Origin of the sequence: Microbacterium hibisci, from assembly GCF_015278255.1 — a bacterium.
GTDB lineage: Bacteria > Actinomycetota > Actinomycetes > Actinomycetales > Microbacteriaceae > Microbacterium > Microbacterium hibisci.
On record NZ_JADIJC010000001.1, the window covers coordinates 1 to 21,854 of the forward strand.

Below are 21,854 nucleotides of genomic sequence, written 5' to 3' on the forward strand. Positions count from 1 at the left end.
GAACCCGGAAGCTAAGCCTCTCAGCGCCGATGGTACTGCAGGGGGGACCCTGTGGGAGAGTAGGACACCGCCGGACACCCATTCACGGAATGGCCACCCACACCCTGGGTGGCCATTCCGCGTTAACAGGGTGGATTGCCGACGTAGACCGCATCCAGGAGGATCGAAGAATGGCAGAGCAGCAGCCGCGCGACGATCGACGCGCGCCGCGCGAACGATCCAGCGACCGGAAGCCCTCGTCGGCCGGCGCCGACCGTAAGCCCTACGCGAAGCGCGACGACACGCGCAAGCCGCACGAGAAGCGTGACGACACCCGCAAGCCGTATGGTCAGCGCGACAACGACCGCAAGCCGTACGCGAAGCGCGACGACGACCGCAAGCCGTACGGTCAGCGTGACAACGATCGGAAGCCGTACGGCAAGCGTGACGGGGACCGTCCGTACGGCAAGCGTGACGACGATCGCAAGCCGTACGCCAAGCGCGACGACGATCGCAAGCCGTACGCCAAGCGCGACGACGATCGCAAGCCGTACGCCAAGCGTGACGGCGACCGTCCGTACGCCAAGCGTGACGACGATCGCAAGCCGTACGGCCAGCGTGACAGCGACCGCAAGCCCTACGCGAAGCGCGACGGCGACCGCCCGTATCCGCCGCGCGACGGTGACCGTAAGCCGTACGCGAAGCGCGACGGTGACCGTCCCTACGCCAAGCGGGATGGCGACCTTCCTTATGCGCAGCGTGACAACGATCGCAAGCCCTATGCGAAGCGCGACGGTGACCGCCCGTATCCGCCGCGCGACGGCGACCGCAAGCCGTATCCGCCGCGCGACGGCGACCGCAAGCCGTACGCGAGGCGCGACGGCGACCGCAAGCCGTACGCGAGGCGCGACGACGACCGCAAGCCGTACGCGAAGCGCGACGGCGACCGTCCCTACGGGCAGCGTGACAACGATCGGAAGCCGTACGGCCAGCGCGACAACGACCGCAAGCCGTACGCGAAGCGTGACGACCGCGCGCCGCGTCCGACTCGAGGCGGCGCCGACCGGCCCGACCGCGCCGTCCGCGAGGGCGAGATCCGTCCGGTCCGGGCGCGCCACGACGACCCGGTCATCCCCGAGGATGTCACCGCCCGCGATCTGCCGCCCGCGGCACGGAACGAGCTCAAGACTCTCAGCAAGGAGAACGCCGACCAGGTTGCGCGCCACCTCGCGATGGCATCGCAGCTGATCGACGAGGACCCGGAACTGGCGCATCAGCACGCGCTGTCGGCGTCACGCCGGGCCGGTCGGATCGCGGTCGTGCGCGAGACCCTCGCGATCACGGCCTACGCGACGGGCGACTTCGCGCTCGCCCTGCGCGAACTGCGCACCTACCGCCGCATCTCAGGTCGTGACGACCAGATCGCCCTCATGGTCGACAGCGAGCGTGGTGTCGGCCGCGCCGACCGCGCGCTGGAACTCGGTCGTTCGATCGACCGCTCCACGCTGGACACCCCGGTGAGGGTCGAACTCGCGATCGCGATGTCGGGCGCCCGGCTCGATCTCGGCGAGACCGAGCGCGCCCTGCAGGAACTCGACATCCCCGAGCTCGACCCCGATCGCGCCTTCGAATGGAGCCCCGCGCTGTTCGCTGCGCGTGCTGCCGTGCTCGAAGAGCTCGGCCGCGGCGACGAGGCGGCGCAGTGGCGCCACCGCGCGGTGGTCGCCGGCGAAGCCATCGACGCGGCATCCGGAATCGGCGATCTCGAGACGGTCTTCGTCGAGGAGATCCTCGAGGAGAGCGACGACGAGGACGAGATCGGCGAGGCGCTCGAGGACGACGAGCTCGACAGCGCCGACCCGACCGGGCCTTCCGCAGAGGTCGGTGACAGCGCTGCCGAGCCCGACGCGCAGCCCACTGACGCCGAGCCCTACTCCGTCGAAGACGAGGTCGCCGACATCCTGATCGAGGCCGGCGTCGACGAGCCCGCCACCGACCGGCCCGCCACCGACCAGCCGGCCACCGACCAGCCCGCCACCGACGAGCACGCCGACGAGGCCCAGCGCTGATGGCCCTCTTCAGCCGGCGGGCGGCGACGCCCGCCCCGCTCGACGGCGTCGATGTGGTGCTCGCCGACCTCGACGGCGTGGTGTACGCCGGAGCGGGCGCCCTTCCGCACGCGGTGGAGAGCCTGAATCGTGCCCGCGACGGGCGCGCGCTCGCGTACATCACCAACAACGCCTCGCGGACGGATGCCTCGGTCGCGGCACACCTCGCCGAGCTCGGTCTGCACACCACCGCACGTGACGTGGTCACGAGTCCTCAGGCGGCGATGCGTCTGCTCGCGGATAGGATCGCGCCCGGATCGACGGTCCTGGTGGTCGGCGGCGACGGCCTCGTCGTGGAAGTCGAGAAGGCCGGGTTCGTGGTGACCCGCAGCGCCGACGACTCTCCCGCCGCCGTCGTGCAGGGCTTCGCGCCGGAGGTGGGCTGGACGCAGCTGGCCGAGGCCGCCTTCGCGCTGGCGACACCTGAGGAGGAGGGCGGCATCCCCTGGATCGCGACCAACACCGACTGGACGATTCCGCAGTCGCGCGGCATCGCGCCCGGCAACGGCACGCTCGTCTCCGCCGTGCACACCGCGATCGGGCGGCTGGCCACGGTCGCCGGCAAGCCCGAGACGCCGATCTTCGAGGAGGCGGTCGCGCGGTTCGGTGCACGGCATCCGCTGTTCCTCGGTGATCGCCTCGACACCGACATCCTCGGCGCGAACCGTGCCGGCATCGCCTCCGCGCTCGTCCTCACCGGCATCGATCGCCCGAAGCACGTGCTGGCGGCGCCGGAGGGCTCGCGGCCGACGTACATCCTCGGCGACCTGCGGGAGCTGCACGAGCCGTACCCCGAGGTGCACGTGAAGGGCGAGGTTGCGACCGTCCGCGGCGCGAAGGTCGCGATCGACGGCGCCGACATCCGGATCCTCAGCGAGGGGGACCGGCCGATCGACCTGGTGCGCGCCGGCGCGGCCGCGATCTGGTCGACCGGGCGTGCGATCTTCGGCTTCCGGGTGCCCGAGCGGCTCTACGCCGATCCCTTCCACCGTCCCTGACCGCCGCGGCGCACCGCGGGTCTGTCGCAGCGCCCCCGTATCCTGGGGAGCATGGATGACGCCAGCGAGCACGAGGACGACACCGGCGATCTGCTGTCGACCCTCGAGGTGATCGAGGCGCAGCCGCTGGCCACGCGCGCCGAGGCGTACGACACGCTCCACGACACGCTCGCCCGTCGCCTCGAGGCGACCCCCGGCGCCCCGTCATGACGAGCCGCCTCGACGCCGCTCTCGCTGCGCGGGGTCTGGCACGCTCCCGCACGCACGCTGCGACGCTGATCGCCGACGGGCTGGTGAGCGTCGACGGCCGGCCGGTCGTCAAGGCGTCGACCCCGGTGGGCGACGACGCCGTCATCGAGGTCGCCACGACCGATCACTACGTCAGCCGCGCGGCGCACAAGCTGATCGCCGGCCTGGACGCGTTCGGCATCGAGGTCAGCGGGCGGGTCGCGCTCGACATGGGGGCCTCCACCGGCGGCTTCACCCAGGTGCTGCGCGAACGCGGCGCCGAGCCGGTGATCGCCGTGGATGTCGGTCACGGGCAGCTCGCGGCATCCGTCGCCCGCGACCCGGCGGTGATCTCGATCGAAGGCTTCAACGTCCGCTACATGACGCCCGCATCGCTGGCGGAGGCCAGCGGAGTCGCGGAGCCGCCGTCGGTCGTCACCGGGGATCTGTCGTTCATCTCGCTCGCGCACGTGCTGCACGCCGCGCGGGCGGTCGCCGCGGCCGACGCAGACCTCGTCCTGCTCATCAAGCCCCAGTTCGAAGTGGGCCGCACGGCCGTCAAGGGCGGGCTGGTCACCAATCCCGTGCTGCGCGCGGACGCCGTGGCCGGAGTGCTCTGGTCGGCGTGGGACGCGGGGCTCGGCACGTGCGGCATCGTCTCCTCCCCGATCGCCGGCACCCACGGCAATTCCGAGTACATCGCACACCTCGCGCCGGGGCGGGGGAGCAATCCGACAGAATGGTTGAGCACCGTGAACCGACTGGCGGGGAGCCGATGAACGACGCCGACACGCAGGCCGACGCAGCGCACCATCCGCACGCCGCCGCGCCGGCAGACCGCAGCATCCTCGTGGTCGCCCATGCGCACCGGGCCGACACCGTCGCCGCGGCCGAGCGCGTCGTCGAGGCGCTGCGCAGCGCCGGCGCGCGTCCGGTGCTCGCCCCCGACGACCGCGAGGAGCTGGTCGAGGCGGGCTCGTCCCTCGGCGGCGTGGCGCTTCTCGGCATCGACGTCCCGGTGGCCCAGGTCGAGCTCGCGGTGGTCCTCGGGGGCGACGGCACGATCCTGCGCGCCGCCGAACTGGTCCGCGACGGCAGCGCCCCCATCCTCGGCATCAACATGGGGCACGTCGGCTTCCTCGCCGAGACGGAGCGCGACGACATGGACGAGGCCGTTCGCCGCGTGATCGCCCGCGAGTACGAGGTCGAGGAGCGCATGGCGCTCCACGTGCGCGTGAAAGACACCGGCGACTCGGTGATCTACGAGACGTGGGCCCTCAACGAGGCGACGGTCGAGAAGGCCAGTCGCGAGCGCATGCTCGAGGTCGTCATCGAGATCGACGGCCGCCCGCTGTCGACGTTCGGCTGCGACGGCATGGTCGTCTCGACGCCGACCGGGTCGACCGCCTACAACTTCTCGGCCGGCGGTCCGGTGATCTGGCCGACCGTGGAGGCGATCGCCGTCGTCCCGCTGTCGGCTCACGCGCTGTTCGCCAAGCCGCTCGTCGTCGGCCCCGAGCACTCCGTGGCCATCGAGGTGCTCGAGCGCACCAACGGCACCGGCATCCTGTGGTGCGACGGTCGGCGCTCGCACGACCTGCCCCCGGGGGCGCGCGTCGTCGTGCGGCGATCCGACCGCCCGGTGCGCCTGGCCCGGCTGCACCCGGCGCCGTTCACCGATCGGCTCGTGCGCAAGTTCCGCCTTCCCGTCGAGGGGTGGCGTGGTCCCGCGGCGATCACGGGCGTGCTCCCCGTGCGTCCGGAGGGGACGGATGCCGCGTCCGCCGCGTCGGCCGACACCCCGGCCGTCGAGACCGAGGTGGCGCCGTGATCGAGGAGATGCGACTGCGCGACCTCGGCGTCATCGCCGAGGCGACGCTGCCGATCGGGCCCGGATTCACCGCGATCACGGGCGAGACCGGCGCCGGAAAGACGATGGTGGTGACCGGGCTCGGACTCCTCCTCGGGCAGCGCGCCGATTCCGGCGCCGTCCGCGCCGGCGCCTCGCAGGCGACCGTGGACGGTGTGTGGATCGTCCCCGAGGACGGACGCGTCGCGTCCCGCGTGCGCGAGGCGGGCGCTGACGTCGAGCCGATCGGCGGCGGCCGGGCAGAGCTGTACATCGGACGCTCGATCTCGAGCGAAGGGCGTGGCCGGGCATCGGTGGGCGGCCGTTCCGCTCCGGCCGGCGTGCTCGCCGACCTCGCCGACGAGCTCGTGGTCGTGCACGGGCAATCGGATCAGCTGCGCCTGAGGTCGGCGGCCGCGCAGCGCGACGCGCTCGATCGCTTCGGCGGCGAAGCGGTCCACACCGCTCGCGACGCGTATCGCCGGGCGTACGAGCACTGGCGTGCGGTGGACCGCGAGCTCTCGCAGCTCACGTCGGATCGCGAGGCGCGTGCCCGCGAGGCCGAGGATCTGCGCACTCAGCTCGCCGACATCGAGCAGGCCGCGCCGCAGTCCGGCGAGGATGCCGAGCTCACTGCGCGCGCCGAGAGACTCGCCAACGCCGAGGAACTGCGGCTGGCCGCCGCCACCGCCCACGACAGCCTGTCGGGCGACGGCGATGCGCCCGATGCCGGCTCGCTGCTCGCCGAGGCCCGACGCGCTCTCGAACGCGTGCACGACCCGGTGCTCGAAGAGCTGTCGGGCCAGCTGGCCGACATCGGCTATCGCGTGGCCGACGTCGCCGCTGCCCTCGCGGGCTATCTCGCCGACCTCGACGAGTCCGGCCCGCACGAGCTCGCCGCCGTCGAGGAGCGCCGGGCGGTGCTCGCGGGCCTCGTCCGGGCGCACGGCACGCTCGACGCGGCGATCGAGCTGCTCGACACCGGCTCGTCGCGCCTGGCCGAACTCGACGACGACTCGGATCGCATCGACCGGCTGACAGAGGAGCGGGATGCCGCGGCATCCGTTCTCGACGACACCGCGGCCGTGCTGACCGCCGCGCGATCCGAGGCCGCCGAGCGGCTGGGCGCCGCGGTGACGGCCGAGCTGCGCGCGCTCGCGATGCCCGATGCCCGTCTGGAGGTCGCGGTCACGCCGGGCAGCGAATCCGCGTCGGGCCGCGACGACGTCGCGATCCTGCTCGCGCCCCACCCGGGAGCCGAACCGCGCGCCGTGTCTCGCGGTGCGAGCGGGGGAGAGCTCAGCCGCGTCATGCTCGCCATCGAGGTCGTGATCGCCGGGGTCGACCCCGTGCCGACCTTCGTCTTCGACGAGGTCGACGCCGGGATCGGCGGCGCCGCGGCGATCGAGGTCGGGCGGCGGCTCGCCCGGCTGTCGGAGTCGTCGCAGGTGATCGCGGTCACCCACCTCGCGCAGGTGGCGGCGTTCGCGGCCAACCACCTCACGGTCGTGAAGGCGAACGACGGCTCGGTGACGGCATCCGACGTCCGCCGCCTCGAGGGCACCGACCGCGAAGCGGAGATGGCGCGTCTGCTCTCGGGAATGCCCGATTCCGACGCGGCGCTCACGCACGCACGTGAGTTGCTCAGCCTTCGCACCGAGACCGCCTGATAGGATAAAAGCCCGTGATGCAGACTTCTGATTCTTCCCGCGGCGACACTTCGAACGACACCACCAAGCACATCTTCGTGACCGGTGGTGTCGTTTCCTCGTTGGGCAAGGGACTCACGGCGGCCAGCCTCGGAAACCTGCTCACCGCACGTGGTCTGCGCGTCGTGATGCAGAAGCTCGACCCGTATCTCAACGTCGATCCGGGCACGATGAACCCCTTCCAGCACGGTGAGGTCTTCGTCACCGACGACGGCGCCGAGACCGACCTCGACATCGGCCACTACGAGCGCTTCCTCGACATCGAGCTGAGCCAGGCCGCGAACGTCACGACGGGGCAGATCTACTCGCAGGTGATCGCCAAGGAGCGCCGCGGCGAGTACCTCGGCGACACCGTCCAGGTGATTCCGCACATCACCGACGAGATCAAGCGCCGCATGCGTCTGCAGGCGACCGAGGAGCCGCGTCCCGACGTCATCATCACCGAGATCGGCGGCACGGTGGGCGACATCGAGTCGCAGCCCTTCATCGAGTCGGCACGCCAGATCCGCCACGAGCTCGGCCGTAACAACGTCTTCTTCGTGCACGTCTCGCTCGTGCCGTTCATGGGCGCGTCGGGGGAGCAGAAGACCAAGCCCACGCAGCATTCCGTGCAGGCGCTGCGCCAGATCGGCATCCAGCCCGATGCGCTCGTGCTGCGCAGCGACCGCCCGGTCACCGAGTCGAACAAGCGCAAGATCGCGCTGATGTGCGACGTCGACGAGGGCGCCGTCGTGAACGCGGTCGACGTGCCGAGCATCTACGACATCCCCTCGATGCTCAACGAGCAGGGCCTCGACGAGTACATCGTCCGCGCGCTGGGGCTGTCGAAGGCCGCCGACGTCGACTGGTCGCGCTGGCAGCGCGTGCTCAACGCGGTGCACAACCCGAAGCACGAGGTCACGATCGGCCTCGTCGGCAAGTACATCGACCTCCCCGACGCCTACCTGTCGGTGACCGAGGCGCTCAAGGCGGGCGGGTTCGCACAGGAGACCCACGTCAACATCCGCTGGATCCCCTCCGACGAGTGCGAGACGCCCGAGGGGGCGGCCAAGGCGCTCGGTCCGCTCGACGGCATCGTGATCCCCGGCGGCTTCGGCATCCGCGGCATCGAGGGCAAGATCGGTGCGCTCAAGTTCGCGCGCGAGCAGGGCATCCCGACGCTCGGCATCTGCCTCGGCCTGCAGTGCATCGTCATCGAGTACGCGCGTCACGTCGCCGGGATCGCCGATGCGTCGTCGAGCGAGTTCGACCCCGACACCGAGCACCCCGTCATCGCGACGATGGAGGAGCAGGTCGACATCCTCGACCACGGCGACCTGGGCGGCACGATGCGCCTCGGCCTCTACCCGGCCGACCTCGCCGAAGGATCGATCGCGGCCGAGGTGTACGGCGCGGCCCGCGCGTCCGAGCGTCACCGCCACCGTTACGAGGTCAACAACCGCTACCGCGACCGGATCGCCGAGGCCGGCCTGCTGTTCTCGGGCATCAACCCCGACCTCGACCTCGTCGAGTACGTGGAGCTGCCGCGCGACGTGCACCCCTACTACATCGCGACGCAGGCGCACCCCGAGCTGCGCTCGCGCCCGACCAACGCGAATCCGCTGTTCCGCGGCCTCGTGGGCGCCGCGCTCGAGCGTCACCGCTCGAGCGAGCTGTTCGAAGTCGAGTCCGACGAGCTGACGGTCGCCTGACGTGACGGAGGGACGGATGCCGCAGTCCGGCGCGCCCGAAGCGCCCTCGGTCGAGCTCCTCCAGGACGAGCGCGTCGAGGCGGAGGTCCTCGAGAGCGAGCTCGTGTACGAGGGCCGCGTGTGGGACGTCCGCAGCGACACCGTCGCCTACGGGAGCGGGCGCATCGTGCGCCAGTACGTCGATCACCCGGGCGCGGCCGCGGTGGTCGCCGTGGACGACGACGAGCGGGTGCTGCTGATCCAGCAGTACCGGCATCCGATCCGCCATCGCGACTGGGAGATCCCGGCCGGGCTGCTCGACGTCGCCGGCGAGGCGCCGATCGAGACGGCCCGCCGCGAGCTGGCCGAAGAGGTCGATCTCGTCGCTTCGTCGTGGGAGCCGCTGGTCAGCATCTTCACCACTCCGGGCGGCAACGACGAGATCGTCCACCTGTTCCTCGCCCGCGGGCTCAGCCCGGCCGGCGAGGTCCATGCCCGCGAGGACGAGGAGGCCGACATCCGCGTGGAGTGGCTGCCGCTGGCCGACGCCGTCGCCGGCATCTTCGCGGGCCGGCTGCGTAACGGCATCCTGACGACCGGCGTCCTGGCGGCGGCGGAGCGACTGCGAGCCGCCCGTACTCCCGCGTCGGTGTGAGGCGCGCGCGGCCGGATTCGCCCGCGTGCCGGTCCGGACGTGAGACGCTCCTGGGGTGAGAGTCGATCGCGCGGTGGACGCCTACCTGCGTCACGTGGCGATCGAGCGCGGTCTGTCGGAGAACACCGTGGCGGCCTACCGCCGTGACCTCGCGGGGTACGCCGAGTGGCTGCGTGAGCAGCAGATCGACGACACGGCGATGGTCACGTCGGTGACCCTCGCCAGCTTCGTCGCCGACCGCGCCGCCGCGCAGCCGCCCATGGCGGCGTCGTCGCTGGCCCGCCTGCAGTCGTCGGTGCGAGGTCTTCACCGCTTCCTCGCGCGGGAGGGGATCGAGCCGGCCGATCCGTCGTCGCACCTGCGCCCGCCGAAGCAGCCGCGCCGGCTGCCGAAGGCGCTCACGATCGACCAGGTGGAGCAGCTGCTGGATGCCTCGGGCCCGGCGCCGTCGGTCGGCACCGAGACGTCGAGCGCGCCCGGGGCGGCACCCGGCGACCTTCTCGGGATGCGCGATCGCGCGCTGCTCGAGCTGCTGTACGCGACAGGCGCGCGCGTGTCGGAGATCGTGCAGCTCGACGTCGACGACGCCTCGCACGGCGACGTGCTGCGCGTGCGGGGCAAGGGATCGAAGGAGCGCATCGTGCCCGTCGGCTCGTACGCGCGCGCCGCGGTCGACGTCTACCTCACGCGGGCACGGCCCGAGCTGTCGCACCGCGGTCGCTCCACCCCGAAGCTGTTCCTCGGGGCGCGCGGGGCGCCGCTGTCGCGGCAGAGCGCGTGGCTCATCATCCAGTCGGCGGCCGAACGCGCCCACCTCACGGCCCACGTGTCGCCCCACACGCTGCGCCACTCGTTCGCCACCCACCTTCTGCAAGGCGGCGCCGACGTGCGCGTGGTGCAGGAGCTGCTCGGGCACGCGTCGGTCGCCACGACGCAGATCTACACCTACGTCTCGGTCGACGCGCTGCGCGACGTCTACGCCACTTCTCATCCTCGCGCGCGCTGAACCGCGGACCGCCCGGCGCTTCGCTGAAGGAATCGCCTCCCGCCCACTAGGATCGAGCGAGCACGAGGAAGCGGGAGCACGGTGGCTGACAGCACGGCGAAGACCAGATCGGGGAAGGCCTCGGAGTCCGAGGTCCCCATCGGGCCCACCGGGCGTCCTTACCAGGGCTTTCCGACTCCGCCGAAGCTCGACGGCCACGGCCCCGCCCGCATCATCGCCCTCTGCAATCAGAAGGGCGGCGTCGGCAAGACGACGACCACGATCAACCTCGCCGCAGCGCTCGCCGGCTACGGCCGCAAGGTGCTCGCGGTCGACTTCGACCCGCAGGGCGCGCTGTCGGCCGGTCTCGGCATCCAGACGCACGAGATCCCCACGATCTACGACCTGCTCCTGGACGGCAAGCGCGACCCCCGCGAGGTCATCGTCGCGACGCGGGTGCCGAACCTCGATGTGATCCCGGCGAACATCGACCTGTCGGCCGCCGAGGTGCACCTCGTCAACGAGGTCGCCCGCGAGCAGACCCTGTCGCGCGTGCTGCGCAAGGTCACCGGCGACTACGACGTGATCCTCATCGACTGCCAGCCCTCGCTCGGCCTGCTGACGGTCAACGCGCTGACGGCGAGCCACGGCGTGGTCATCCCGCTGGAGTGCGAGTTCTTCGCCCTCCGCGGTGTCGCGATGCTGATCGAGACGATCGACAAGGTGCGCGATCGCCTGAACCCCACCATCGCGCTCGACGGCGTGCTGGCCACGATGTACGACGCGCGCACGCTGCACTCGCGCGAGGTGCTGGAGCGCGTGGTCGACGCCTTCGGCGACGACGTGCTCGAGACCGTGATCGGCCGCACCGTCAAGTTCCCGGATGCCTCGGTGTCGGGCATGCCGATCACCGAGTTCGCGCCCGAGCACGCCGCCGCGCAGGCGTACCTGCGACTGGCGCGGGAGCTGGTCGCCCGTGGCGCCGTGGCCTGACGCTTCGGCAGGCTCAGCGACCGCGGGGGAGGACCCGGCCACCGCGGGGGATGGCTCGGCGACCGCAGGGTCGGAAGCGACCTCTGCGGAGGCTCCCGCACCCGGCTTCCGGGTGGCCCTGTCGAACTTCGACGGACCCTTCGATCTGCTGCTCACCCTCATCTCGAAGCATGAGCTCGACATCACCGAGGTGTCGCTGTCGCTCGTCACCAACGAGTTCATCGCGTACCTCCGCGAGCTCGGTCCGGACGAGGAGCTCGACGAGGCATCCGAGTTCCTCGTCGTCGCCGCGACCCTGCTCGACATGAAGGTCGCCGGACTCCTCCCGCAGGGCGAGCTCGTCGACGCGGAGGCGGTCGCCCTGCTCGAGGCGCGCGACCTGCTCTTCGCGCGCCTGCTGCAGTACCGCGCGTTCAAGGAGGTCTCGGCGTGGTTCGAGCGCTGCCTGCGCCGCGAGGGCGTGCGGCACACCCGTTCGGTGCGCCTCGACGAGAGATACCGCAACGCGGTGCCGGAGCTCGTCTGGTCGCTGAGCGCCGACGACTTCGCCGCCCTGGCGCTGCTGGCGATGACGCCGAAGGAGATTCCGCGGGTGGGTCTGGACCACCTGCACGCGCCGCTCGTCAGCATCCGCGAGCAGGCGGCGATCGTGGTGACGCTGCTGCGGGACGCCGGGTCGCTGAGCTTCCGCGAGCTGATCGCGGGCGTGTCGCAGCCGGGCGTCGTCGTGGCGCGCTTCCTCTCGGTGCTGGAGCTGTACCGCCACGCCGCCCTGTCTTTCGAACAGCTCGAGCCGCTGGGCGAGCTGACCCTCCGCTGGAGCGCCCAGCGCTGGAGCGACGAGAACCTCGCCACTTTGGGAGCCGACTATGACCGATGACCCGGATGTGCCCGCCGTCTCCACCGCCGACGTCGCGCGGCGGCTCGAGGCGATCCTGCTGATCGTCGAGGAGCCGCAGAGTCTGGTGAGCCTCGCGGCGGCGGTCGGTGCGCCGGTGCCCGCGGTGCGTCAGGCCGTCGAGGCGCTCGTCGACGACTACGACGGCCGCGCGGGCGGGCCGGTGCGCGGCTTCGAGCTGCGGGAGGTCGGCGGCGGCTGGCGCCTCTACGTGCGCGAGGAGCTCGACGATCTCGTGAGCGAGTTCGTGGGCGGGCAGGCGCCGTCGCGGCTGTCGCAGGCCGCGCTCGAGACGCTCGCGGTCATCGCGTACAAGCAGCCCGTCACCCGCAGCCAGGTCGCGTCGATCCGCGCCGTGAACGTCGACTCGGTGGTGCGCACCCTCCTCGCGCGCGGACTCATCACGGAGCTGTTCGCGGATGCCGAGACCGGCGCGATCAACTACGGCACCACCGACGCGCTGCTCGTGCACCTGGGGATCAACTCGCTGGACGAGCTGCCGCACATCTCGCCGCTGCTCGACGGGGTGGATGAGGTGTCGGGCGCGGACGGCTTCGAGGAGGTCGCCCGATGAGATCCATCTCCGCTCGATTCCCGGCATCCATGTCCCGATCTCTCCCCTCCATGTCCCGATTCCGGTCGTACCCGGCCGCCAGAACGACCGAAAGTGGGACACGATGACGTCGCACGATACGACCGCGTCAGGCCCAGAGGCCGAGGGTGTGCGCCTGCAGAAGGTGCTGGCGAATGCCGGAGTGGCTTCGCGGCGCGTCGCCGAGAACCTCATCGTCGAGGGTCGGGTGCGGGTGAACGGCAAGGTCGTGACCGAGCTCGGCTCGCGCATCGACCCGGAGAAGGACCTCGTCGACGTCGACGGCACCGCGGTGCAGCTGGATCAGTCCAAGCGCTACGTCATGCTGAACAAGCCGACGGGTGTGGTGAGCTCGATGAAGGACGACCGGGGTCGCCCCGACCTCCGCCGCTTCACGAAGGAGTGGCCGGAGCGGCTGTACAACGTCGGACGGCTGGATGCCGAGACCAGCGGTCTGCTCGTGCTCACCAACGACGGCGAACTCGCGCATGTGCTCGCGCACCCCTCGTTCGGCGTGACCAAGGTGTACATCGCCAAGGTCGAGGGCCGCGTGACACCCCAGACCATCCAGCGGCTGACGCGCGGCGTCGAGCTGGAGGACGGTCCCATCGCCGCCGACAAGGCGCGGCTGCTCTCGTCGTCGGCCGAAGGCGGCGGCTCGCTCGTGGAGCTGACCCTCCACTCCGGGCGCAACCGCATCGTGCGCCGGATGATGGCCGAGGTGGGGCATCCCGTCGTCGAACTCGTCCGCCGGCAGTTCGGACCGCTCCACCTGGGAACGCTGCCAGCGGGACGCGCCCGCGAGTTGACTAAAGTGGAGCGGGGCGCTCTGCTGACTCTCTCGCGCCAGGCGACCTCCTCCACGCCGGAGGAGGGCGCACCCGACACCCGCGACGGCGATCCGCCCGCGGACTGAGATTTCCGCCGTGCAGGCGAACAGGAGACGCAAGTGACCGACACGAGGCCGCCTTCCGCGCGCGACCGCGCCGCCGAGCCTGCGCTCGCGCCCCGCGTGCGCGGCACGGTGCGCATCGTCGGCGCCGGGCTGCTCGGCGCGAGCATCGGACATGCGCTCACCGCTCGCGGCATCGATGTCGCCCTCGACGACACCTCGCCGTCGCAGCTGCGGCTCGCGGTCGACTACGGGGCGGGGCGCCGCGCCACGCCCGAGGACGAACCCTCGCTCGTCGTCGTCGCCGTGCCGCCGGACGTCACCGCCGACGTGATCCAGCGCGAGCTCGCCGCCCACCCGGGCGCCGTGGTGACCGATGTCGCGAGCGTCAAGCTCGAGCCGCTCCGCGTGCTCCGCGAGCGAGGCGTGGACCTCACCCACTACATCGGCTCGCACCCGCTCGCCGGCCGCGAGCGCGGGGGAGCCATCTCTGCGCGCGCGGACATCTTCGTGGGCCGCCCCTGGGTGGTCTGCCGCGACGAGGAGACGCCCTCGGCCGACCTCGCGATCGTGGAGGCGCTCGCCCTCGACGTGGGCGCGACGCCGATCGAGATGACCCCCGAAGACCATGACCGCGGCGTCGCGCTCGTCTCGCACGTGCCGCAGCTCGTCGCCAGCCTGCTGGCCGGTCGCTTCGTCGACGCACCCGACGGCTCGCTGCGGCTCGCCGGCCAGGGGGTGCGCGACACGACGCGGATCGCAGCGTCCGCCCCCGAGCTGTGGGTCCAGATCCTGGGCGCCAACGCCGCCCCGGTCGTGGACGTCCTCGATCGGATCGCGGCCGACCTCACCGCTGTCGCTGATGCCCTCCGCGACCCCGACGCCCCGGGCGCGCGCCGCGCGGTGGCCGACACCATCCGCCGCGGCAACGACGGGGTCGAGCGACTGCCGGGCAAGCACGGCCAGAACCGTCGCTTCGAGCAGGTCGTCGTGATGGTCGACGACACGCCCGGCCAGCTCGGGCGTCTGTTCGGCGAGCTCGGCGACCTCGACGTGAACGTGGAAGACCTGCGCCTGGAGCACTCGCCCGGCGCCCAGTTCGGCCTCGCCGAGATCAGCGTCGTCCCGAGCGCCGTCCGCCGGGCCATCGACGGCCTCGAATCGCGCGGCTGGAAGATTGCGAGCACCACCAATGACTGACCCCGCGATCACCAAGCCGGGATCCGACCCCGTCGTCGTCGCGATCGACGGTCCTGCCGGCAGCGGCAAGTCCAGCGTCTCGAAGCAGGTCGCCCGCCGGCTCGGCTACGGCTATCTTGACACCGGCGCGGCGTACCGCGCGCTCGCGTGGCACGCGCTGGAGCGCGGCATCGACACGTCGGACGCGGCATCCGTTCTCGACGTCTCGGGCGATTTCGACTACGCGATCTCGCTCGATCCCGACGCGTACTGGGTGCGTGTGGCGCAGACCGACGTGACCGACGCCATCCGCGAGCCGCGCGTGTCGGAGGCCGTGAGCGGCGTCGCCCGCGTGCCCGCCGTCCGCGAGTCGGTCAACGTGCTGTTCCGCGCGCTCGTGGCAGGCTCGGGCCGGCGCGGCGTCGTGGTCGAGGGCCGCGACATCACGACCGTCGTCGCGCCGGACGCCCCGGTGCGCATCCTGCTCACCGCCGCGCCGGAGATCCGCGCGGCCCGCCGCAGCGCGGAGGTGACGACGCAGGATGCCGCGGCCGTCGCCGCCGCCCTCCACCAGCGCGACGCCTCCGACTCGGCCGTCGTCGACTTCCTCACCGCCGCCCCCGGCGTCGAGGTCGTCGACTCGACCCACCTCGATTTCGACCAGACCGTGGACGCCGTGCTCGGCGTGATCCAGACGGCGCTCGGTGCGCCGGCGGTCGACTCTCTGCAGACAGGAGCCTGAGATGGCCGCCGACACCACCCCTGACACCGCCCCTGATTTCGACGAGTTCGAAGACACCGGCGACGACCACCTGGCCGAGAACCTCGCCGCCGTCGACGACGACCTCGCCGAGCAGCGGGCCGCCGCGCTGCGCGTCGGACTCGAGGACTACGACCTCGACGACGAGGACGCGGCCCTCCTCGAGGGCATCGTGCGCGGCGAGGACGGGATCGAGTTCCTGCCCGCGCTGCCCGTCGTCGCGATCGTCGGCCGGCCGAACGTCGGCAAGTCGGCGCTGGTCAACCGCATCCTCGGCCGTCGCGAGGCGGTCGTGGAAGACACCCCCGGCGTCACGCGCGACCGCGTCACGTACAAGGCCGAGTGGATGGACCGGCGGTTCACGCTGGTCGACACCGGCGGGTGGGAGCCGGACGCCCGCGGCATCGACCGCTCCGTCGCGGCGCAGGCCGAGGTCGCGATCGACCTCTCGGACGTCGTGCTGTTCGTCGTCGACGCGATGGTCGGTGCGACCTCGACCGACGAGCACGTCGTGCGCCTGCTGCGCAAGGCGAAGAAGCCCGTCTTCCTCGTCGCCAACAAGGTGGACGACGCCCGCCAGGAGCCCGAGGCCGCCGCGCTGTGGAACCTCGGCCTCGGCGAGCCCTACCCCGTCTCGGCGATCCACGGCCGCGGGGTCGCCGACCTCCTCGACGAGATCATGAAAGTGCTGCCCGACATCTCGGCGGTCGCCAAGCACGAGATCGGCGGCCCTCGCCGCGTCGCGATCCTCGGCCGGCCGAACGTCGGCAAGTCGTCGCTGCTCAACAAGGCCGCGGGCGAGGAGCGCGTCGTCGTGAACGAGCTCGCCGGCACCACCCGCGACCCGGTCGACGAGATCGTCGAGGTCGGCGGCAAGATGTGGCGCTTCGTCGACACCGCCGGCATCCGCCGCCGCGTGCACCTGCAGCAGGGCGCCGACTTCTACGCGTCGCTGCGCACGTCGGCCGCGCTCGAGAAGGCGGAGGTGGCCGTCGTCGTGCTCGACGTCACCCAGCCTCTGAGCGAGCAGGACGTGCGCATCATCGACCTCGTGCTCGAGTCCGGCCGCGCGCTCGTGCTCGCGTTCAACAAGTGGGATCGCCTCAACGACGACGACATGGACGGTCAGGACCGTCGTCGCTACCTCGAGCGCGAGATCGAGCAGGACCTCGCCCATGTGGCGTGGGCGCCCCGCGTGAACATCTCGGCGCGCACCGGCCGCCACCTCGACAAGCTGGTGCCGGCGCTCGAGACGGCGCTCGAGTCGTGGGATCAGCGGATTCCGACGGGCAAGTTCAACGCGTTCCTCACCGAGCTCATCGCCGAGCATCCGCACCCGCTGCGGGGCGGCAAGCAGCCGCGCATCCTGTTCGGCACGCAGGCGTCCACGCGCCCGCCGACCTTCGTGCTGTTCACGACCGGCTTCCTCGACCCGGGCTACCGTCGCTTCATCCAGCGCCGCCTGCGCGAGCTGTACGGCTTCGAGGGCACGCCGATCGTGATCAACATGCGCGTGCGGGAGCGTCGCCAGCGCTGACGCGCTCGAGGATGACGGATGCCTCGGGCCGAGGCATCCGTCATCCCTCCGCGCTGCGGCGGTAGAGCGCCGGTCGCACCATCGCGCTCGCGTCGGGTTCGGCGAATCCGAAACGACGGTACAGTCCGTGCGCGTCGCCGGTGAAGAGCACCCAGCGCAGGTCGGCGCCGGGGCCTTCGTCGATCATGCGGCGGATGAGGCGGGTGCCGAGTCCGTGCCCGCGATGCGCGTCGAGCACGAAGACGTCGGCGAGGTAGGCGATGCCGATGCCGTCCGACACCGCCCGCGCGAACCCGACCTGCTCGCCCGTGTCGCTCCGGTAGGCACCGACGACGCGCCACGCGCGGTCGAGCTGGGTCTCGACGTCTTCGCGGCTGCGCCACCGCCCCCAGTACGCCTCGGTCGACAGCCAGCCCCACACGACGTCGCGCTGGAGGCGGGCGGGGTCGTCGTCGAGCTCGTAGTCCATGCGTCCATTGTGGCGAGTCCTCCGGTGACGGCGACCGGTCCGGTCGGCCGCCCCTGGCACCCCGGTGTGCGAGGCTGGGCCCTGAGCCAAAGACCGGTCTGAGCGAAGCCCGGCGCCGAGTGAAAGGCGATCCCGTGACGATCGAGCCTCCCGCCCCCGGTGAGCCGCGGCGTCCGCACGGACCGCGTGACCCGGGCGACGCGTGGGTGGTGGCGCCGACGGGGGAGAGGTACTGGGGCCGGTTCGGCGCAGCCGGGCTGCTGGCCGTGGATCCGGAGCGCAGGGTGCTGCTGCAGCACCGCGTCTCGTGGAGCCACTTCGGCGACACCTGGGCGCTGCCCGGCGGCGCGCGACACGAAGGCGAGTCCGCGTGCGACGGCGCACTGCGCGAGGCGGCCGAGGAGGCGGGCGTGCCGGAGGCGTCGCTGCGGCCCCGCGTGCTCAGCGTGCTCGACCTCGGGTACTGGAGCTACACGACCGTCGTCGGCGATGTGGTCGTGCCTTTCGAGCCGACCATCAGCGACCCCGAGAGCCGCGAGCTCGCGTGGGTGCCGGCCGAGGAGGTGGCGGACTATCCGCTGCACCCCGGCTTCGCCGACTCGTGGGAGGGGCTGCGCGCGCTCCTCACCGTGCGGCCGGCGGTCGTCGTGGATGTCGCCAACGTGATGGGCGCCGTGCCCGACGGCTGGTGGCGCGACCGGGCGGGCGCCGCCTCGCGCCTGATCGCCCGGGTCGCCGACCTGGGCGGCGCCGGCGTACCGGCGGGCGCGCTGGAGCTGCCCGAGCACACCTGGTACCCGGAGTGGATCGCGGTGGTCGAGGGTCAGGCACGCGTCGCCGCCGAGGCCCCGGGGGTTGAGGTCGTGCGGGCCGAGGCATCCGGCGACGACGCCATCGTCGCGGTGGCTCAGCGTGCGGTGGCCGGCGGGCGCACGGTGACGGTGGTCACGAGCGACCGCGGGCTCGCCGAGAGGGTGACGGATGCCGGAGCCGCCGTCCGCGGTGCGCGCTGGCTGCTCGACCTGCTCGAAGACTGAGAGCAAGGCGGTCCCGTCGCACCGCCTTGCGGGACCGCGAGGATCGGCGGTACTTTGCCCGCAGCATTCGACGGGCGCCTCTGACTTCCCGAAGTGAGAGCGTCCGGGGCGGGAGTCGCATGATCTCCTCCACCGACCTCGACGCCGGCCGAACGGCGGTGAGGGACAGGCGCTGGTCCGACGCGTGGGAGCTGCTCTCCCGGGTGGACGGTCGGAATGGTCTCGGCGCCGCGGATCTGGACCTGCTGGGGACCGCCGCGCTCCTCCGGGGCGAGCCGCGAGCGTGCATCGAGGCATTGACGCGTGCCTACTCCGCGCACCTGGCCGAGGACGACCCGGCCGGCGCCGCGCGGACGGCTGGGTGGCTCGCGCTGGATCTCATCGAACAGGGCGACTTCACCAACAGCCTGCTGTGGGCCGCGCGGGCGATGCGCATCGTCGGCGCGATGGACGAGCCGGGCGCGCTCGCGGGTTTCGTCCGGCTGGCGCCCGCCGTCGGGCAGCTGGGCAGCGGCAATGCCGCCGACGCCGTGCGCGCCTTCGAGGGGATCCTCGCGATCGCCGAGCGCGAGGGCGACGGCGAGCTCGCGGCGATGACCAGATTCGGCCTCGGCAAGTCGCTGATCGAGTCCGGCGCGGTCCTCGAGGGCTTGGCCTGCCTGGACCGCGCGATGGCCGCGGTCGCGGCGGGAGACCTCGCGCCTCTGCCGGCCGGCGTCATCGCCTGCGCCGCGGTCTCCGACGCGTTCCTCGCCTTCGATCTCGAGCGCATGGCCGCCTGGATGGACGTGCTCGAAGGGTGGTGCGCTCAGCAGCCTCAGCTGGTCGCGTTCAGCGGGCAGAGCCGCGCGCTCCGGTCCGCACTGCTCATCATCCACGGGGCGTGGGCCGAGGCATCGACCGCGGCCGAGCTCGCCCTCGCCCGGTTTCGGGCGGGCGACTACCGCGCGGTGTGGGGCGCGCCGTACCAGCACGCCGAGCTGGCGCGACTGCGCGGTGCGTTCCACTCCGCGGAGGACTCGTATCGACGCGCCGGCGAGTCCGGGTGGGAACCGCAGCCGGGTCTCTCGCTGCTGCACCGCGCGCTCGGTCGCACCGAGCGCGCGCGGGACGAGCTCCGCCGGAGCGTCGCGGGCGCCGACCCGGCCACCCGACGGTTCCTCCTTCCGGCCGTCGTGGAGATCGAGGTCGCCGCGGGCGATCACGGCGCTGCCCGCCGCGCCCTCGAGGAGCTCGAGGACGCATCCCGGCGGACTCCGATGCCGATGCTCGACGCCCTGGTCGCCGCGGCGCAGGCGCGGCTGCTGCTCGCGGAGGGAAAGGCGCGCGAGGCGGTGCAGATGGCGGCTGCGGGTGCCGAGGGCTGGGATGCGCTCGGGGCGCCGTACGAGGCCGCCCGCTGCCGGGTGCTCGCCGGGCGGGCTCTGCGCGCGGTCGGAGAGACGGGGTCCGCGGACGCCGAGTTCGCTGCCGCCCGAGCGGTGTTCCTCGCGCTGGGAGCGGAACCGGCTCTCGCCGAGCTCGGGGAGGTCGTGGGAGGGCGGCGGACCGGAGCGCTCACCCCACGCGAGCTCGAGGTGCTGCGGCTCGTCTCGACCGGGCTCACCAACCGTGGGATCGGTGCGAAGCTCTCGCTCAGCGAGAAGACGGTCGCACGGCACGTCGCCAACATCTTCGGCAAGCTCGGCCTCACGAGCCGGGCGGCCGCGACGGCCTACGCCTACGAGAACGGCCTCGTCTGAGGTTCGGCGCCCGGCCATCGACCCCCGTCTACACAGAATCACCCACGCGGTGCGGCCCGCGAAGATACGCGCTTCACCCGACGCGGCGACCGGGCGGCCACGCCTAGCGTGGCGCCATGGACATCCCACTGATCGCCGGCACGGTCTCGACCGTGGTGTTCGCGATCAGCAACCTGCCCATGCTGCGCAAGGCGATGCGGACGCGGGATGTCTCGTCGTACAGCCTCTCGAGCATCGGGATGATCAACGCCGCCAACGTGGTGTATTCGGTCTACGTGTTCAGCCTGCCTCCTGGTCCGGTCTGGGCGCTTCACACGTTCTATCTCGTCTCGTGCGCCATCATGCTGGTGCTGTGCCTCGCGCAGCGGCGCGTCCGGCTCCGGGGCGCCGCGCTCGCCGACGCGCACGGCGAGCCGCCGGGTGCCGGCGTCAGTCGTCGAGGCCGTCGCGGCCGCGGAGCCGATCGATCTCGCGGCGCTCCCGCTTGGTGGGTCGGCCTGCGCCCCGGTCGCGCTGCGCGATGACGGGCGTGGGGTCGCGCGGGGGAGTGCGGTCCTCCATCGCGGCGGCGACCAGCGGGGCGCCTACGCGCTTCGAGATCGTGTCGCGGACCGTCAGCATGCGGTCGAACCCGTCGATGCGAACGCGCACCTCGTCGCCGGCCCGGATCGGCTGCGCGGCCTTGGCCCGCTCGCCGTTGACGCGCACATGGCCCGCCCGGCATGCCGTCGTCGCGGCCGAGCGTGTCTTGTAGATCCGCACGGCCCAGAGCCAGGCGTCGACGCGCACGGACCCGCCTCGGGCGGAGGCATCCGTCATACCGGCACCGCCGTGGTCGCCGTCGCGGCCCGTCGTGCTCGCACGGCGACGAGCACGCCGGCGGCGATGAGACCCTGGCCGAGGCAGTAGGTGAGCATGACGAGCGGGCTTGTCCAGCCGGGCATGGCCTCGGGGAGGAACAGCCGGAACGCGAGGATCGAGTCCGACGCGAGGAAGAAGACGCCGCCCCACACGATGAGCGGATGGCAGCGGGATGCCGCGACCGCCGTGCCGCCGAGCACCAGGCCGTACGCGGCGACGGCGACGGCGAGAACCCCGAGGTGCGGCCAGAGCACGGCGAGCAGCACGACCCACCACAGCCCGTAGACCGCGGCCCACAGCGGGACGCGGCGGACGGCGAGCAGCTGCCAGAACAGCCAGATGTAGCAGAGGTGCGCCAGGCCGAAGAAGAGCAGCATCATCGGCACGGTGGGCAGCCAGGGCACGAACGTGCCGGCGCCGTCGCCCAGCCACGACAGCCCGACCGCGACCACGAGCAGCGTGTGCGCGCGGGTCCAGCCCGCGCCCCGCACGCCCCAGACGACCGCGAGGGCCAGCAGCGGCATCAGCGTCAGCTTGGTCGGGGCAGCGACCGCGTCGGAGCCGACCGCGAGCGCGCCCACGTGCACCAGCGACGCCGCGATGTACGGCACGAATCCGATCCAGAGCCGGTGCATGATCCTCCTCGACGTGCAGGGCTCCACCATCGTCGCACGCGTGAGACGCGGGTTCGCGCGGCGGGTTGGCGGGCGAGT

General features: G+C 72.1%; 22 protein-coding genes and 1 rRNA gene. 20 read left to right on the forward strand and 3 right to left on the reverse strand.

Going from position 1 to position 21,854, the window contains the following annotated elements:
• The 17 genes from rrf to der all read left to right on the forward strand — a co-directional run.
• Positions 1 to 76: ribosomal RNA gene (gene rrf / locus IM770_RS00005) — 5S ribosomal RNA — on the forward strand; the annotation flags it as partial.
• 94 nt (positions 77 to 170) lie between these two features.
• Positions 171 to 2,048: a primosomal protein gene (locus tag IM770_RS17775; protein WP_239065585.1), complete on the forward strand. Its 1,878-nt coding sequence runs from the start codon at positions 171 to 173 to the stop codon at positions 2,046 to 2,048.
• Positions 2,048 to 3,085 (forward strand): HAD-IIA family hydrolase, encoded by a 1,038-nt coding sequence (locus IM770_RS00015; RefSeq protein ID WP_203579117.1) that lies wholly within the window; start codon positions 2,048 to 2,050, stop codon positions 3,083 to 3,085. The genes IM770_RS17775 and IM770_RS00015 overlap by 1 nt, the downstream gene beginning before the upstream one ends.
• Before the next feature lie 51 nt (positions 3,086 to 3,136).
• Entirely contained in the window at positions 3,137 to 3,295 is a 159-nt protein-coding gene (locus IM770_RS00020) for a hypothetical protein (protein WP_203579118.1), read from the forward strand.
• The gene (locus IM770_RS00025) at positions 3,292 to 4,092 is read left to right on the forward strand and encodes a TlyA family RNA methyltransferase (RefSeq protein ID WP_203579119.1); all 801 of its coding nucleotides are present in this window, start codon (positions 3,292 to 3,294) and stop codon (positions 4,090 to 4,092) included. Before IM770_RS00020 ends, IM770_RS00025 begins: the two co-directional genes overlap by 4 nt.
• Entirely contained in the window at positions 4,089 to 5,144 is a 1,056-nt protein-coding gene (locus IM770_RS00030) for an NAD kinase (RefSeq protein ID WP_203579120.1), read from the forward strand. The genes IM770_RS00025 and IM770_RS00030 overlap by 4 nt, the downstream gene beginning before the upstream one ends.
• Entirely contained in the window at positions 5,141 to 6,832 is a 1,692-nt protein-coding gene (gene recN / locus IM770_RS00035) for a DNA repair protein RecN (protein WP_203579121.1), read from the forward strand. The genes IM770_RS00030 and recN overlap by 4 nt, the downstream gene beginning before the upstream one ends.
• A 17-nt stretch (positions 6,833 to 6,849) precedes the next feature.
• Positions 6,850 to 8,562 carry a CTP synthase gene (gene pyrG, locus IM770_RS00040; protein WP_203579823.1) on the forward strand — a complete coding sequence of 571 codons (1,713 nt, stop codon included), beginning with the start codon at positions 6,850 to 6,852 and terminating at the stop codon, positions 8,560 to 8,562.
• A gap of 16 nt (positions 8,563 to 8,578) precedes the next feature.
• Positions 8,579 to 9,196: an NUDIX domain-containing protein gene (locus IM770_RS00045; protein WP_203579122.1), complete on the forward strand. Its 618-nt coding sequence runs from the start codon at positions 8,579 to 8,581 to the stop codon at positions 9,194 to 9,196.
• 55 nt (positions 9,197 to 9,251) lie between these two features.
• Entirely contained in the window at positions 9,252 to 10,202 is a 951-nt protein-coding gene (gene xerD, locus IM770_RS00050; RefSeq protein ID WP_203579123.1) for a site-specific tyrosine recombinase XerD, read from the forward strand.
• Between the two features lie 81 nt (positions 10,203 to 10,283).
• A complete protein-coding gene (locus tag IM770_RS00055) occupies positions 10,284 to 11,174 on the forward strand; it encodes a ParA family protein (protein ID WP_203579124.1) in 891 nt (296 codons plus the stop codon).
• Positions 11,158 to 12,054 carry a segregation and condensation protein A gene (locus tag IM770_RS00060; RefSeq protein ID WP_372430618.1) on the forward strand — a complete coding sequence of 299 codons (897 nt, stop codon included), beginning with the start codon at positions 11,158 to 11,160 and terminating at the stop codon, positions 12,052 to 12,054. Before IM770_RS00055 ends, IM770_RS00060 begins: the two co-directional genes overlap by 17 nt.
• The gene (scpB, locus tag IM770_RS00065; RefSeq protein ID WP_203579125.1) at positions 12,044 to 12,646 is read left to right on the forward strand and encodes an SMC-Scp complex subunit ScpB; all 603 of its coding nucleotides are present in this window, start codon (positions 12,044 to 12,046) and stop codon (positions 12,644 to 12,646) included. Before IM770_RS00060 ends, scpB begins: the two co-directional genes overlap by 11 nt.
• 103 nt (positions 12,647 to 12,749) lie before the next feature.
• A complete protein-coding gene (locus IM770_RS00070) occupies positions 12,750 to 13,580 on the forward strand; it encodes a pseudouridine synthase (protein ID WP_203579126.1) in 831 nt (276 codons plus the stop codon).
• 33 nt (positions 13,581 to 13,613) lie between these two features.
• Complete coding sequence (locus IM770_RS00075; protein ID WP_372430619.1) at positions 13,614 to 14,756, forward strand: prephenate dehydrogenase; 1,143 nt, start codon at positions 13,614 to 13,616, stop codon at positions 14,754 to 14,756.
• Positions 14,749 to 15,477: a (d)CMP kinase gene (gene cmk, locus IM770_RS00080; RefSeq protein WP_203579127.1), complete on the forward strand. Its 729-nt coding sequence runs from the start codon at positions 14,749 to 14,751 to the stop codon at positions 15,475 to 15,477. The genes IM770_RS00075 and cmk overlap by 8 nt, the downstream gene beginning before the upstream one ends.
• A gap of 1 nt (position 15,478) precedes the next feature.
• Complete coding sequence (der, locus tag IM770_RS00085) at positions 15,479 to 17,032, forward strand: ribosome biogenesis GTPase Der (RefSeq protein WP_203579128.1); 1,554 nt, start codon at positions 15,479 to 15,481, stop codon at positions 17,030 to 17,032.
• 40 nt (positions 17,033 to 17,072) lie between these two features.
• Here der and IM770_RS00090 read toward each other — a convergent pair whose 3' ends face one another.
• Entirely contained in the window at positions 17,073 to 17,501 is a 429-nt protein-coding gene (locus IM770_RS00090) for a GNAT family N-acetyltransferase (protein ID WP_203579129.1), read from the reverse strand.
• Between the two features lie 134 nt (positions 17,502 to 17,635).
• Between IM770_RS00090 and IM770_RS00095 the strand changes: the two genes are divergently transcribed.
• The 3 genes from IM770_RS00095 (at position 17,636) to IM770_RS17780 (ending at position 20,804) form a co-directional block, all read left to right on the forward strand.
• Positions 17,636 to 18,538, forward strand: coding sequence for an NUDIX domain-containing protein (locus IM770_RS00095; protein WP_203579130.1), 903 nt, complete (start codon positions 17,636 to 17,638; stop codon positions 18,536 to 18,538).
• Positions 18,539 to 18,657: 119 nt separating this feature from the next.
• Entirely contained in the window at positions 18,658 to 20,280 is a 1,623-nt protein-coding gene (locus tag IM770_RS00100; RefSeq protein ID WP_203579131.1) for a LuxR C-terminal-related transcriptional regulator, read from the forward strand.
• A 116-nt stretch (positions 20,281 to 20,396) separates the two neighbouring features.
• A complete protein-coding gene (locus tag IM770_RS17780; protein WP_239065586.1) occupies positions 20,397 to 20,804 on the forward strand; it encodes a hypothetical protein in 408 nt (135 codons plus the stop codon).
• Here the strand turns inward: IM770_RS17780 and IM770_RS00110 are convergent.
• Complete coding sequence (locus IM770_RS00110; RefSeq protein ID WP_203579132.1) at positions 20,710 to 21,099, reverse strand: RNA-binding S4 domain-containing protein; 390 nt, start codon at positions 21,097 to 21,099, stop codon at positions 20,710 to 20,712. The two genes, IM770_RS17780 and IM770_RS00110, sit on opposite strands and share 95 nt — an antisense overlap.
• Complete coding sequence (locus IM770_RS00115) at positions 21,096 to 21,776, reverse strand: lysoplasmalogenase family protein (RefSeq protein ID WP_203579133.1); 681 nt, start codon at positions 21,774 to 21,776, stop codon at positions 21,096 to 21,098. Before IM770_RS00115 ends, IM770_RS00110 begins: the two co-directional genes overlap by 4 nt.
• Between the last annotated feature and the right edge of the window lie 78 nt (positions 21,777 to 21,854).

Bases quoted from the DNA above. Each gene is read 5' to 3' on its own strand.
- IM770_RS00090 (WP_203579129.1), bottom strand. From the start codon at position 17,501: ATGGACTACGAGCTCGACGACGACCCCGCCCGCCTCCAGCGCGACGTC.
- IM770_RS00100 (WP_203579131.1), top strand. From the start codon at position 18,658: ATGATCTCCTCCACCGACCTCGACGCCGGCCGAACGGCGGTGAGGGAC.
- cmk (WP_203579127.1), top strand. From the start codon at position 14,749: ATGACTGACCCCGCGATCACCAAGCCGGGATCCGACCCCGTCGTCGTC.
- IM770_RS17775 (WP_239065585.1), top strand. From the start codon at position 171: ATGGCAGAGCAGCAGCCGCGCGACGATCGACGCGCGCCGCGCGAACGA.
- scpB (WP_203579125.1), top strand. From the start codon at position 12,044: ATGACCGATGACCCGGATGTGCCCGCCGTCTCCACCGCCGACGTCGCG.
- pyrG (WP_203579823.1), top strand. From the start codon at position 6,850: ATGCAGACTTCTGATTCTTCCCGCGGCGACACTTCGAACGACACCACC.
- IM770_RS00030 (WP_203579120.1), top strand. From the start codon at position 4,089: ATGAACGACGCCGACACGCAGGCCGACGCAGCGCACCATCCGCACGCC.
- IM770_RS00070 (WP_203579126.1), top strand. From the start codon at position 12,750: ATGACGTCGCACGATACGACCGCGTCAGGCCCAGAGGCCGAGGGTGTG.
- IM770_RS17780 (WP_239065586.1), top strand. From the start codon at position 20,397: ATGGACATCCCACTGATCGCCGGCACGGTCTCGACCGTGGTGTTCGCG.
- IM770_RS00045 (WP_203579122.1), top strand. From the start codon at position 8,579: ATGCCGCAGTCCGGCGCGCCCGAAGCGCCCTCGGTCGAGCTCCTCCAG.
- IM770_RS00015 (WP_203579117.1), top strand. From the start codon at position 2,048: ATGGCCCTCTTCAGCCGGCGGGCGGCGACGCCCGCCCCGCTCGACGGC.
- IM770_RS00110 (WP_203579132.1), bottom strand. From the start codon at position 21,099: ATGACGGATGCCTCCGCCCGAGGCGGGTCCGTGCGCGTCGACGCCTGG.
- IM770_RS00025 (WP_203579119.1), top strand. From the start codon at position 3,292: ATGACGAGCCGCCTCGACGCCGCTCTCGCTGCGCGGGGTCTGGCACGC.
- IM770_RS00115 (WP_203579133.1), bottom strand. From the start codon at position 21,776: ATGCACCGGCTCTGGATCGGATTCGTGCCGTACATCGCGGCGTCGCTG.
- der (WP_203579128.1), top strand. From the start codon at position 15,479: ATGGCCGCCGACACCACCCCTGACACCGCCCCTGATTTCGACGAGTTC.
- IM770_RS00020 (WP_203579118.1), top strand. From the start codon at position 3,137: ATGGATGACGCCAGCGAGCACGAGGACGACACCGGCGATCTGCTGTCG.